Raw genomic sequence first — 12307 nt, forward strand, 5'->3', positions numbered from 1 at the left:
GCAGTTCATACCTCTAAAGGACAGTAGTAAATGGAGGTCTAAGACATAACCATCACATTAATCTAACAACTCCTTGATACAACTGGAATAAGGCATAAAACAAAAGTAAGGTTGCACCAATGCGCCTAAAGAGTATGGATTTTATCCACTGATTTAGTTTGGTGGTACTTAACCCAATGGATAGCATTAAAGGGAGTGTGCCTAAACCAAAAGAAAACATAATTAAAGCGCCTTGGGGGGCGCCGCCAGAGGCAGCAGACCAAGTTAACATTGAATAGACAAGCCCACAGGGTAACCATCCCCAAATAAAACCAAAAGGAATCGCATAAAAAGGATGCTTAATTGGTAATAACTTTTTCCCTAATGGAGAGATATACTTCCAGATGTGCTGCCCTGTTTTCTCAATATAAAGTAACCCTGCCCACCATTGACCAATGTATAAAGCCAAGATTATCATAAAAATAGAGGAAATAAGACGAAGCCAATTTAGTGGGGCATTTACACCTGAATATTCAGCTATGGTTGAGATTGTTGAACCAACAATACCACCAATCAAAGTATAGCTAATAATGCGCCCTACATTATACAAGATGGGGTTAAGCCATAAGCGCTTAGACGACATTTCGCCTATATTCATTAGACTGGCAATACCACCACACATTCCCATGCAATGGCCTGCACCTAATAATCCAATTAGAAAAGCAGCAAACCAATCATTCGTCATTGCTTTTCCTTTTTCTCAATCTTGGTTTTTATCTCGTCATTATCATCAAATAAAATACTGTGTCCTTGCCGATCAAGATCATCAAACTGTTCTGTTTTAACCGCCCAAATAAATACTGCAACCGCTATACAAACAAAGATAATAGCGATAGGAATGAGTAAATATAAGCTTTCCATCTATTTCAATAACCTCAAAGAGTTGGTCACCACAATAATTGAGCTTGCGGACATGCCTATAACTGCAAAATATGGGGCGATAAAGCCCATTACTGCTAAAGGTAAAATTAATGCATTATACCCAAGTGCCCAAGCTAAATTCTGACGAATAATACGTCTAGTATGTAGAGCTAGTTTTCTTGCCTCAAGTATTTTATTTAATTTGTCACCAAGTAACACCATATCAGCCGACGCCTTAGCTACATCCGAACCACTACCCATTGCAACGGATAAATGAGCACCAGCTAAAGTAGGGGCATCATTAATACCATCTCCAATCATTAAAGTGATATAAGTGTGGTTGAGTTCATTTAAGTAATGTAATTTATCAGCAGGTTTTAGTTGACATCGATAATCCTCAATACCAAGTTTATTGGCCACCTTTTGGGTGCTGTGCAAAGAGTCCCCCGTTAGTATCGTAATTTTTAAGCCTTTTTCTTTAAGTTTATTAATGAAATTAGGGCTTTCAGATCTGATCGGATCTACGTATTCAAAACAGGCTACTAGCGAGTCATCACACGATAAATAAATGGTTGAAGCCTCATCCGTTTCCTTTGGATGTTTGGTTACAAAACTTAATGTACCAATTTTCCAAATTTTGTTTTGATATTCGCCACTTAAGCCTGAGCCAATAACATTTTTCACATTATTAATAACTATTTTATCTGAATAGTATGAGGAAAATGCATTTGCAATGGGATGGTTAGCATGTTTTTCTAAGCTTGCTGCAACTGAGAAACATTCAGACTGACTCATTTCTGAACCTTCGTATACCCTACATTGACTAATTTCAATATTGCCTTCTGTTAAGGTACCGGTTTTATCTAGTACGATATGATTTATTTTGCATAAGGTTTCAAATACATGTCCCTTACGTAATAAGATACCTAATGTACCGAGCCGAGATGTAGAACAAGTGACAGCAGTGGGTGTCGCTAATGAAAGGGCGCATGGACACGTTGCAACTAAAACGGAGAGCATAATCCAAAATGCAGAGTCTGGTTGGTGTAGATGCCAATACCACCAAGTACCAGCAGCGATAATTAAAATAATAACGACAAAATATTTTGCGACATAATCGGCTATTTCAGCAATTTTAGGTTTCGATAATTGCGCTTCATCTTGTAGGCGAACAATATTAGAAATGACAGAATCAGCTTTATGGCTGGTGACTTTTAATTCAAAAGATTCACCTACATTCATTGTTCCTGCATACACAAAATCATATTGTTGCTTAAAGACCGGGATAGACTCACCCGTTAGCATGGATTCGTCGACTTGCGTCGAACCTATAATCACTTTTCCATCCGCAGGAATATGTTCCCCAGGGAGAACTTGAATGGTATCGCCAATTTTTAAGCTTCGAACTGGGACTTGCTCACCATTGTTCATTCTAGCCATTGCTGGCACTAGTTTTAAAAGGTTCGCGCTGGCGGTAGCGGCCTTACGCCTAGCACGCATCTCAAGAAATCGACCAACCAATAAAAAGAAAGTAAACATAGAAATGGATTCAAAAAAGACTTCGCCGGTTCCTGTCAGTGTTGCCCATACACTTGAAACATAAGCAAAGATCAAGGCAATAGAAACGGGAACATCCATACCAAGCGTTCGGCCTTTGATACTTCGCCAAGCATTCAAATAAAATGGCTGAGCAGAATACAGCAAGACTGGTGTTGCAAAAATTAAACTGACGACGCGAAGGTATTGTTTGAATTCAGTATCAAGGTCTGAAAAAACTTCAAAATAAAGAGCAATAGCTAGCATCATAACTTGCATAGTAGCAAGACCTGCAACGCCTAAGCGGTAGAGATATTGCTTCATCATTTGGTGATACGCTTCTTCATGCTGGTTAGGCTCGAAAGGGGCGGCTTTATAACCTAATTGATGAATGGAACGCAATAAATCACTTAATCGTGTTTGTTCAGTATTCCACTTTAATATGGCTCGGTTAGTTGTGATATTTACCCGTATAAGTATTACACCCTTAACAGCATGTAATTGTTTTTCAATAAGCCATGCACAGGCAGCACAAGAGACCCCATCGAGTGACAGTGTCACCTCGGATAGATTATCATCATTCCTAACAAATTCTTGCTGCACTTCAATGTTATCGTAATGAATAAGTTTTTGAAGTTGCTCGGGAATAAGGTCAACTTTTTCCGCAGGAGATGTTCGGTATTGATAATAGGAATCTAGACCACTTTCGACAATGGTTTGTGCGACAGATTGGCATCCTAGACAACACATTTCTCGTTGCTGCCCTAGAATATCAACGGTAAAGCTAGCTTTAGCTGGTACAACATCACCACAGTGATAGCACGCTTGTTGCGTCGATGATTGATACATTTATAAAAAATCCCTTAATCCAATAAAATGGTTGGAGTGTCAGTAGGAAAACCAACCTTACCTTGAATCATCCACTCTTTATTATGAGGCTCAAACTTGATGAACCAAGGTCCATTTAAAGGTGCATCTAAAGTAATTCGATAGTTTCCATTTGCATCAGAGCTGATGGTACGTTCGAAGTCTCTATCAGGCAAAGTACGGTGGGTAAAGCTTACTTGCAAAGCAGGATAAATAGGCAGTTTACCTTTATCTAAATGAAAAAGAAGCCCAGTGCTAGTCGAAACCACAGTCGCTTTTAATTGAAAACCTTTAGCAACATGTATTTTAGTTAGATCAACATTAATACCTTTACCTTCTTTATAGTAATCTTCAGAAACAAGATTCACACTATTTTGAGCGAAAATCCCAAGGGTGATGAAGCTACCAGTGACCGCACACATCGGGAGGAAAATAAGAAACCACGGCCAAAACTGTTTATACCAAGGCTTTTTCATAACATTCTCACAAGTTAAAAATTTATAACATAGAAGAAAAAACAGCCCCATAAGGGGCTGTTAAACCATAAACTAAGAATTAGTTAGCTGATTCAGGTGACCTTTGGTTACTGAGGCTCCAGACATAGGAAGCAACAAGGTGGATTTTATCTTCACCTAAAATATTTCCCCACGCAGGCATAACGCCTTGGCGACCATACATTACCGTTTCTGTCACATCGGCACGAGAATCACCGAATAACCAATCATTGTCAGTAAGATCTGGCGCACCAAAGGCTGGGTTACCTTTACCGTCGGTCCCATGACAAGCAGCACAAGCAGCAAAGCGAACTTTACCTGCCGCAGCCTCACGAGAATTGACTTTACGTCCAGATAAATTCAGAACGTAGCTAACAACTTCGTGCACACCATCTTCACCAAACGTCTCTCCCCAAGCTGGCATAGCCCCAACCCGACCATGACGAATCGTGGTTAGAATGGCTTCAGGTTCACCACCATACAACCAAGCATTATCCGTTAAGTTAGGGAAACCTTTTTGCCCACGGGCATCAGAGCCATGGCATTGAGAACAGTTTTGTAGAAACAGATTCTGCCCAACTCTCAATGCTGCAGGGTCAGCTGCGATCTCGGGTATTGTTTTATAGCCAGTCCCAGCCTCGTTATTCGCTAAGCGTTTGAAAGATTCACCATAAAATTTATTGGCATCATCTAGCTCTTTTGAATATTCATCAAGTTGTCTGTTTTCTTGAGCACTTTTAATAGAAGCATTCATTTCTGCCACAGATTTTACTTGTTGTGGAGAACTAGTCCAACCTAAAAGACCAGGAAAGTTACCTAAGCCAGGATATAAAGTAAGATATACCGCCGAGAAGGCAAACGCCGCGAAAAATAAATAAGTCCACCATTTGGGAAGCGGGTTATTCAGTTCACGAATACCATCGTATTCATGACCCATATCAGCACCTTCTTCAACTCCCATCTTATCTTTTAAACACCAGATCAGTATGGCTAAAATACCAAAAATGGTACCTAGTGTAATTACTGTTACCCAGACACTCCAGAATGTAGTCATTACTTCATTCCTCCCTGTTTTTGTTCTTTACTCGATTCTTCCGGCTCATCATCAAAAATCAGATTCGCCGCTTCATCAAAACGAGATTGGCGATTCTTGCCGCAGGCCCACCACAAAACACCACAAAAACTGATAAACAATACTAAGGTCCAAATACTATGAAGGGTTATAATATCCATATTATCATCTCTTATTTCATGGCATGGCCAAGCGATTGTAGATAGGCAACCAAAGCATCAAGCTCTGTTTTACCTTCTACATCAGACTTAGCGTTAGCGATTTGTTCATCGGTATATGGTACGCCAAATGAATCACGGAAAAGACGAAGCTTTTGAGCAGTATATTCACCCGTTAGTTTATTTTCAGCTAACCACGGATAACCCGGCATTATCGATTCTGGAACCACTTCACGAGGGTCAATTAAGTGCACTCGGTGCCATTCATCGGAATAACGACCACCAACACGAGCAAGATCCGGACCGGTACGCTTAGAACCCCATAAAAATGGATGCTCCCAAACCGATTCACCCGCAACTGAATAGTGTCCGTAACGTTCAGTTTCAGAGCGGAATGGACGGATCATTTGGCTGTGGCAAACATGACAGCCTTCTTTTATATAAAGATCGCGTCCTTCCATCTGCAATGCAGTATAAGGTTTCAGATCTTCAACAGGTTCAGTTGTTTGTTTTTGGAAGATAAGCGGAGTAATTTCCACCAATGCCCCTAAACTAATACCAAAAACCATTAATATAGCCAATAATCCAACGTTTTTTTCGACTATTGAATGGCGATTCTTATTAGAACTCATACTATAGCCTCCTATAAAGCCGGTTGAGAAATAGCTTTAAGGCTACTCTTAGGTGAAGTTACTGTTTTATATGTATTATATGCCATCAACCACATACCAGAGACAATAATCACACCACCAATGAAACGGACTAAATAGAATGGATGAGAAGCTTCAACTGTCTCAACAAAACTGTATGTTAATGTTCCATCAGAATTCACTGCACGCCACATCAATCCTTGCATAACACCTGAAATCCACATAGCCACGATATACAAAACCGTACCAATGGTTGCAAGCCAGAAGTGCACATTAATTAACTTAATAGAGTACATCCGTTCTTGACCGAACAATTTTGGAATCAAGTGGTAAAGCGAACCAATGGTGACCATAGCAACCCAACCTAAAGCACCAGAATGCACATGACCAATGGTCCAATCAGTATAATGAGATAAGGCGTTTACTGTTTTAATTGCCATCATTGGGCCTTCAAAGGTAGACATACCGTAGAAAGACAAAGAAACAATTAAGAAGCGTAAGATTGGATCGTAACGCAGTTTATGCCAAGCACCAGAAAGGGTCATAATACCGTTAATCATACCACCCCAAGAAGGTACAAATAGGAGTATAGACATCACCATACCAACAGACTGCGTCCAATCAGGAAGGGCTGTATAGTGTAAATGGTGAGGGCCAGCCCAAATATATAGAGAAATCAACCCCCAAAAATGGACAATCGATAAACGATATGAATAAACCGGACGCTCTGCTTGCTTAGGCACAAAATAGTACATCATACCCAAGAAACCTGCCGTTAATAGGAAACCTACCGCATTATGGCCGTACCACCATTGTACCATTGCATCAACTGCACCAGAGTAAATGGAGTAAGACTTTCCTAAAGAAACCGGTATGGCCATACTATTTACAATATGCAAAACCGCAACGGTTAAGATAAACCCGCCAAAGAACCAGTTTGCAACATAAATATGAGAGGTATTTCTTTTGATCAAAGTACCAAAGAAAACAGTAGCATAAGCTACCCACACAATAGCAATAGCGATATCAATCGGCCATTCTAATTCTGCATACTCTTTACTTGTTGTATATCCTAAAGGTAGGGTGATGATTGCAGACAAAATAATCGCTTGCCATCCCCAAAAGGTGAAAGGAACTAACAGCCCACCGAAAAGGCGGGTTTTACAAGTTCGTTGTACAACATAGTATGAAGAGGTAAATAGGGCACTTACCCCGAATGCAAATATTACCGCATTTGTATGTAATGGACGTAAACGGCTGTACGTCAACCACGGCGTATCAAAGTTAAGCTGTGGCCAGACTAATTGAGCAGCAATTAATACCCCAACGCTCATACCTACAATTCCCCAAAGTATGGTAACTAAGGCAAATTGACGTACGACCGTGTAGTTATAATTATGCTCAAGCTGATGTTCTTGGCTCATCTTGAATGCTTCCAATCTTTATAATTAACTACATAGCATCAACACTAAAATAGTGTTGTAATGTCACCCAAACACAGATTACCAAAGTTAGTTTCTAAAACTGGTAACAATAGCTTTAAATAAAAGCAACATTTTCGTTGCCCACTATACCTGAGATACCAATAGGTTATACAGGCTTATTACTTAATAATTTGAAGTCAGTTACATAGGAAAGTGAAGGAATGGCAGCAGAAAAACTTACAAAGGCAAGACTTGTACAAATAACGCTCATCTTCATTGTTTTAGTTAGTGCATTTACATGGCGAACTATTGAGCATAGAGAGGAGATAAGTACAAAGATAAGCTGTAAAAAAGAACAAATATGCCAATTCAAAGATCTGGAAACAGATTACTCAATTTTATTTAATCAAGTATCATCTTCAGAATTAAAAATTACGTTACAAATTATTAAAAATAAAATGGAAAATGAAAATCAAATAACAAAATCGATTTGGCTAAGTTCACAGGGGATAAAATTAGAAAGAACACATCTATCGACATCACAAGAATTACATCTTTCTATTATCAATCTAGAAAATAAAAACGCTTTTATCATTGAAACGGATACAAATAAACTAATTACTTTAATTTTAAGTAATTAGTTTGTTGTATAGGGCACACATTATTCAGGTAAAATACAAATCACACTTATATTTAACATAATATACATAATGCGCACTATTAATGTTGGTCCCATTTAGTATTGCCACTTCTTATCAAAGTTAAATTATCTCTGTAGATTCAACACGCCGATTGAAGAATTGGTTGTGTTTAATATTATCTATACATGCAATGTATATAAGACTCATTTGGCGTTAATAATGACTTCAGGCTAAAAAATCGTTACCAAGAATTTCTTGTAAGAGATAATCACATTTGATAAATTTGCGCCTCCTTGGGGAGTAGCCTACTTTCAATTGCGAAAGTGTTCGTGTCAACATACTTGGTCAAATGACCATGGTACGAACGCCTTTTGGTTGGCGAGACCATTGATATATTCATGCCTGTTGGTCGGGCGTGTGGATATATCGTGGTTTTAACTGCCTGACCGGAAATTATTATAAAGTGAGCATAATTACCCTTTTATTACTAGCCTTTGCTATGTCTACCGATGCATTTGCAGCAGCAGTAGGTAAAGGCGCTAGCCTCAAAAATCCCCGAATATCCGAAGCCCTGAGAATGGGGTTAATTTTTGGTACAGTCGAAGCTATAACTCCTCTGATAGGATGGCTTATAGGTAGAAGCGCCTCTCCCTATGTTGACCTTTGGGATCATTGGATAGCACTTATTCTATTAGTTGGCTTAGGATCTCATATGATTTATGAGGGGCTAAAACCGAGTCAATTAGGAGATGAAAAGTTAATAAAACCATCTATGTTCAAGGTACTATTCACTGCTGTTGGTACGAGCATTGATGCTATGACTGTTGGTGTAAGCTTGGCATTTATCAATGTAAATATATGGATAGCCTCGGCACTGATAGGAACTGCAACCTGCATTATGGTAACTATTGGTATAATGCTAGGACAAGCTTTAGGAGCCGTTTTAGGCACTAGAGCTGAGATATTTGGAGGCACTACACTGATAGGTGTTGGTGGATGGATTTTTTTCAGTCATATTTAAATGATAATAAATTGACCGCCATTGAGCGGTCTTTTTTGGTACAGAGCAAGCACTAAGCCAAGCGAATGTGACTTAAGCTGCGCTCTAGCGAAATATTCAAAGCTTTTGAAAGTAGAAATGTTTTTGTAGAGAAGTATCACGTTGAATACTGTAATTTTTATTTTAAACTTTCAAAATATGCAGCAATATCTTTAATATCTGCATCATTAATTGTTGCAGCCATAGGTGACATCACGGGGTCTTTTCTCGCTCCGCTTTTATAAGCTTTAATGGATTTCTCAATATACGCTGCATCTTGTCCTTTAAGATTAGGGTAACCAGGAATAACAGCGATGCCATCGGCTCCATGACAGGATGCGCACAGCATGGTTTTTTCTTTACCAGCAGCAATATCTGCTGCAAAAGCCGTTGAGGAAAGTAGTAAACAAAGCGTAAAGAATGTGAGTTTTTTCATGTGTACTCCATCGCATTAGTAATAAGTTAAGTTTATTGTGTGAACATAATTGTACACAACAATAGCTTGTAACTTATCCTAAACCAAATTAAGTGCATAAAAACGGAAGCTCAGTCACGAATTATCAAGAGAGCCTAAATTTATTTTAGGTTTAAAAATCGAGTAGCTTACTCAAATCTGCCTTGATGCTATTCACTTTTTTGCTCGCTATTTCACTACGAGATGCCTCAGAAACTAAATATTCAATCGCTTCAGACAATGTGCAGCCTAATTCTTGTGCCCGTTCTGAAAGCTTTTCCCATACTGCATAATCTAAATCGATCGATTTCTTTTTCGTATGAGTGTGTTCGGCATTGAAATGTCGCTTACGCTTAGCTCTAATAGCTTGTTTAAGCTTGTTATCTAGCTCTGGATTAATGTGTTCATCTATCCATTCAATCACTTGGGTAGGTTGATGTTCTAGTTTTTTTAGACCGTCAACAGCAGCTGAAGATTCACTACTATCTCGGTATCGAGTGATCGATGCGCCATCCTTCCATTTACGTATTAGATATTGCCATTTCCAACCACATTCTAAATTCTCAAGCTGTTGATACTTCATTCGTCTTCCCTATTGACAATTTCTAGTGACAGTGTAACTAAAGTCAAGTGTTAACTCAACTATTTCATTATATTTTAGCTATCTAAGATTAGCTCTATTTTCTCCCACGTCAGTTTACTTGAGTATTCTTTAACCACGTGGGCCTATAAACAGGTATAAGATTAGGACATTTTTCTATATACTTCTTAGCTTCTAACCACATAGTGAACACTTTTATAATGATCAAAGAGTCTTGGCATTCAGCAATCCCTAATTTTAATCAATTTGAAGATGTGCTATCTCATGTAGATGCAATACAACCACTCTCTTTTCTCGATTTACAGCCGAGACTACTGTCGTCAATCATTCGATTTGATCAATTAAAAAGTTTCCCACGTTTTCTTGTAATTAATGCCCCTGATAATTTCATTTATAGACAGGTAATAGAACAAAGTTACCAAAATTTAATCCATTCAAACCATATTGATCGAGTTCCAGTCATCACCAGTGACTCTATTGAACCCAAAGATTTATTTGGCCAATATCAAGTTAAAAATGGAGAGATTGTTAGCATTACTGATGGTTTACTTGATAAAGCAGATCGTGGTTACCTTATTATTTCAGCAAATTTAATTTTAGCTAATCCTAGAGCTTGGCCAAAATTAAAGTCAGCGATTCTTGGTGACTCCTGCTCCCCACTAAGCTCCGATCCCCGACAAATCACTTCCGCCCCCCAAAAATACTATGATATTAAATTAGTTATTGTAGGTGATCGTATGCAATTAGCGGATCTTGATATGTTTGATGCGGATATTCGGAGTCAAATGTGTTTATTCGGTGAAGTTGAGCTTGAATTAAAAATTAGCGATCAATCCTTTAAGCAATATTTGGGTTATGTAAAAGGGATTATACAAAATGATAAATTGCCAAGCTTACAAAACATACAAGCTTGGGAATCTTTTTTAATTCAAGGTGCTCGGGAAACTGAAGATCAAGAGCGTATGCCTTTATGTTTAATTTGGCATAAGAGTTTACTGACTGAAGCTAGCATTGAGTCTAATCATAACGATATTTCTGCTATACATATACAACAAGCCTTAGACCATAAAAATTATCGTCAATCATACCTGCCATTGAGAGCGTTAGACGATATTTTGGAGGGTCAGGTAATTATTGAAACTCAAGGTGAACGTGTTGGACAAGTCAATGGCTTAACCGTGATAGAAATACCTGGTCACCCTGTCACTTATGGTGAGCCAGCTCGTATCTCTTGTGTTATTCACTTTGGTGATGGCGATATAGCCGACGTTGAACGTAAAGCTGAGTTAGGCGGTAATTTACACGCGAAAGGTATGATGATTATGCAAGCATTTCTTGGCAGTGCATTAAATCTTGATGATCCATTACCTTTTGCTGCCTCTATTGTCTTTGAACAATCTTATTCCGAAGTGGATGGTGATAGCGCATCGCTAGCTGAGCTATGTTCATTAGTCAGCGCCCTATCTGAATACCCTATCAATCAAGCTATTGCGGTTACAGGGGCCGTCGATCAGTTTGGTCGAGTTCAAGCTGTTGGAGGATTAAATGAAAAAATTGAAGGTTTCTTCAATGTTTGCCAGCACCACGGATTAACAGGCCAACAAGGTGTTGTTCTTCCAAAATCTAATTTGAAACATTTATCCTTACATCAAGATGTTGTACAAGCTTTGAAAAGTGAACAATTTCATCTATGGTCAGTAGAGTCTGTTGATGAAGCTCTTCCTCTCATTTTCGGTAAAGCATTCCGTGGTGACGAAGATGAAACTATTTTGAAGAAAATTTCTGAGAGAATCGAGCATTTCGATAAACATGAATTAAGTCCTTGTGGTTTTTTGAATAAGATCAAAAACATCATAGGTATTCACTGATCGGACTTGTTTAGCTTACACGTGTTCTCTAAGATACACAGACTATTTCTGGAGTGAAAAAATAATGCAAAACAAACGTAACTCATATACTCGTGAAGATCTTTTAGCTTCGAGCCAAGGTGAATTGTTTGGACCTGGTCGTCCTCAACTTCCAGCCCCTAACATGCTTATGATGGATCGCATTGTCAATATTACTGATGAAGATGGTACAGGTCAGTTTGGTAAAGGCATCATTGTTGCAGAGTTAGATATTACTCCTGATCTATGGTTTTTTGATTGTCACTTCCCTGGTGATCCTGTTATGCCTGGCTGTCTAGGCCTTGATGCTATGTGGCAACTGGTAGGTTTCTTTTTAGGCTGGGTTGGCGGTGAAGGTAAAGGCCGCGCTTTAGGTGTGGGTGAAGTTAAATTTACAGGCCAAATCCTACCAACAGCTAAAAAAGTAACGTATGAAATTAATATAAAGCGTGTGGTAAATCGTCGCTTGGTTATGGGCCTTGCTGATGGTCGAGTCCTTGTTGATGGAAAAGAAATTTATGTAGCAAAAGATTTGAAAGTAGGTCTTTTCCAAGATACTTCTTCTTTCTAGAATTTGTTTATATG

Annotated in this window: 14 protein-coding genes and 1 riboswitch; of the genes, 4 read left to right on the forward strand and 10 right to left on the reverse strand. The window is 38.7% G+C overall.

Going from position 1 to position 12307, the window contains the following annotated elements; genetic code table 11:
- Positions 1–52: 52 nt before the first annotated feature.
- The 8 genes from VCASEI_RS06725 to ccoN all read right to left on the reverse strand — a co-directional run bounded on the left by VCASEI_RS06725 (position 53) and on the right by ccoN (position 7101).
- Positions 53–724, reverse strand: coding sequence for a sulfite exporter TauE/SafE family protein (locus VCASEI_RS06725; protein WP_086958412.1), 672 nt, complete (start codon positions 722–724; stop codon positions 53–55).
- Entirely contained in the window at positions 721–900 is a 180-nt protein-coding gene (ccoS, locus tag VCASEI_RS06730; RefSeq protein ID WP_086958415.1) for a cbb3-type cytochrome oxidase assembly protein CcoS, read from the reverse strand. The genes VCASEI_RS06725 and ccoS overlap by 4 nt, the downstream gene beginning before the upstream one ends.
- Positions 901–3285 (reverse strand): heavy metal translocating P-type ATPase, encoded by a 2385-nt coding sequence (locus VCASEI_RS06735; RefSeq protein ID WP_086958417.1) that lies wholly within the window; start codon positions 3283–3285, stop codon positions 901–903. It abuts the gene before it with no gap.
- 14 nt (positions 3286–3299) lie between these two features.
- A complete protein-coding gene (locus tag VCASEI_RS06740) occupies positions 3300–3779 on the reverse strand; it encodes a FixH family protein (RefSeq protein WP_086958419.1) in 480 nt (159 codons plus the stop codon).
- Between the two features lie 79 nt (positions 3780–3858).
- Positions 3859–4851: a cytochrome-c oxidase, cbb3-type subunit III gene (gene ccoP / locus VCASEI_RS06745; protein ID WP_086958421.1), complete on the reverse strand. Its 993-nt coding sequence runs from the start codon at positions 4849–4851 to the stop codon at positions 3859–3861.
- Positions 4851–5030: a cbb3-type cytochrome oxidase subunit 3 gene (locus VCASEI_RS06750; RefSeq protein WP_086958423.1), complete on the reverse strand. Its 180-nt coding sequence runs from the start codon at positions 5028–5030 to the stop codon at positions 4851–4853. Before VCASEI_RS06750 ends, ccoP begins: the two co-directional genes overlap by 1 nt.
- Before the next feature lie 11 nt (positions 5031–5041).
- A complete protein-coding gene (gene ccoO / locus VCASEI_RS06755; RefSeq protein WP_086958425.1) occupies positions 5042–5659 on the reverse strand; it encodes a cytochrome-c oxidase, cbb3-type subunit II in 618 nt (205 codons plus the stop codon).
- 11 nt (positions 5660–5670) lie between these two features.
- A complete protein-coding gene (gene ccoN / locus VCASEI_RS06760; protein WP_086958427.1) occupies positions 5671–7101 on the reverse strand; it encodes a cytochrome-c oxidase, cbb3-type subunit I in 1431 nt (476 codons plus the stop codon).
- Positions 7102–7322: 221 nt separating this feature from the next.
- Here ccoN and VCASEI_RS06765 point away from each other — a divergent pair, with 221 nt between their 5' ends.
- The gene (locus VCASEI_RS06765) at positions 7323–7742 is read left to right on the forward strand and encodes a hypothetical protein (protein ID WP_086958429.1); all 420 of its coding nucleotides are present in this window, start codon (positions 7323–7325) and stop codon (positions 7740–7742) included.
- A 283-nt stretch (positions 7743–8025) separates the two neighbouring features.
- Positions 8026–8196, forward strand: a riboswitch (yybP-ykoY riboswitch).
- Entirely contained in the window at positions 8158–8763 is a 606-nt protein-coding gene (locus VCASEI_RS06770; protein ID WP_238321369.1) for a manganese efflux pump MntP, read from the forward strand. Its footprint overlaps the riboswitch before it by 39 nt.
- Positions 8764–8920: 157 nt before the next feature.
- On the opposite strand, the gene VCASEI_RS06775 is transcribed toward VCASEI_RS06770, so the two are convergent.
- Both VCASEI_RS06775 and matP read right to left on the reverse strand, forming a co-directional pair.
- Positions 8921–9217, reverse strand: coding sequence for a c-type cytochrome (locus tag VCASEI_RS06775; protein WP_089110943.1), 297 nt, complete (start codon positions 9215–9217; stop codon positions 8921–8923).
- 151 nt (positions 9218–9368) lie between these two features.
- Positions 9369–9818, reverse strand: a complete 450-nt coding sequence (gene matP / locus VCASEI_RS06780) for a macrodomain Ter protein MatP (protein ID WP_089110944.1) — start codon at positions 9816–9818, stop codon at positions 9369–9371.
- 218 nt (positions 9819–10036) lie between these two features.
- Between matP and VCASEI_RS06785 the strand changes: the two genes are divergently transcribed.
- Both VCASEI_RS06785 and fabA read left to right on the forward strand, forming a co-directional pair.
- Complete coding sequence (locus VCASEI_RS06785; RefSeq protein WP_089110945.1) at positions 10037–11704, forward strand: AAA family ATPase; 1668 nt, start codon at positions 10037–10039, stop codon at positions 11702–11704.
- Between the two features lie 64 nt (positions 11705–11768).
- On the forward strand, positions 11769–12293 hold the full coding sequence (gene fabA / locus VCASEI_RS06790) for a bifunctional 3-hydroxydecanoyl-ACP dehydratase/trans-2-decenoyl-ACP isomerase (protein WP_089110946.1): 525 nt from the start codon (positions 11769–11771) through the stop codon (positions 12291–12293).
- Positions 12294–12307 lie beyond the last annotated feature (14 nt).

The sequence above is a fragment of the Vibrio casei genome (genome assembly GCF_002218025.2).
In the GTDB taxonomy this organism is placed as follows: Bacteria; Pseudomonadota; Gammaproteobacteria; order Enterobacterales; family Vibrionaceae; genus Vibrio; species Vibrio casei.

What these genes read in the sequence shown, in the direction of transcription:
- fabA (WP_089110946.1), top strand. Translation starts at nt 11,769, where the DNA reads ATGCAAAACAAACGTAACTCATATACTCGTGAAGATCTTTTAGCTTCG.
- VCASEI_RS06750 (WP_086958423.1), bottom strand. Translation starts at nt 5,030, where the DNA reads ATGGATATTATAACCCTTCATAGTATTTGGACCTTAGTATTGTTTATC.
- matP (WP_089110944.1), bottom strand. Translation starts at nt 9,818, where the DNA reads ATGAAGTATCAACAGCTTGAGAATTTAGAATGTGGTTGGAAATGGCAA.
- ccoN (WP_086958427.1), bottom strand. Translation starts at nt 7,101, where the DNA reads ATGAGCCAAGAACATCAGCTTGAGCATAATTATAACTACACGGTCGTA.
- ccoP (WP_086958421.1), bottom strand. Translation starts at nt 4,851, where the DNA reads ATGACTACATTCTGGAGTGTCTGGGTAACAGTAATTACACTAGGTACC.
- VCASEI_RS06725 (WP_086958412.1), bottom strand. Translation starts at nt 724, where the DNA reads ATGACGAATGATTGGTTTGCTGCTTTTCTAATTGGATTATTAGGTGCA.
- VCASEI_RS06740 (WP_086958419.1), bottom strand. Translation starts at nt 3,779, where the DNA reads ATGAAAAAGCCTTGGTATAAACAGTTTTGGCCGTGGTTTCTTATTTTC.
- ccoO (WP_086958425.1), bottom strand. Translation starts at nt 5,659, where the DNA reads ATGAGTTCTAATAAGAATCGCCATTCAATAGTCGAAAAAAACGTTGGA.
- VCASEI_RS06735 (WP_086958417.1), bottom strand. Translation starts at nt 3,285, where the DNA reads ATGTATCAATCATCGACGCAACAAGCGTGCTATCACTGTGGTGATGTT.
- VCASEI_RS06775 (WP_089110943.1), bottom strand. Translation starts at nt 9,217, where the DNA reads ATGAAAAAACTCACATTCTTTACGCTTTGTTTACTACTTTCCTCAACG.
- ccoS (WP_086958415.1), bottom strand. Translation starts at nt 900, where the DNA reads ATGGAAAGCTTATATTTACTCATTCCTATCGCTATTATCTTTGTTTGT.
- VCASEI_RS06765 (WP_086958429.1), top strand. Translation starts at nt 7,323, where the DNA reads ATGGCAGCAGAAAAACTTACAAAGGCAAGACTTGTACAAATAACGCTC.
- VCASEI_RS06785 (WP_089110945.1), top strand. Translation starts at nt 10,037, where the DNA reads ATGATCAAAGAGTCTTGGCATTCAGCAATCCCTAATTTTAATCAATTT.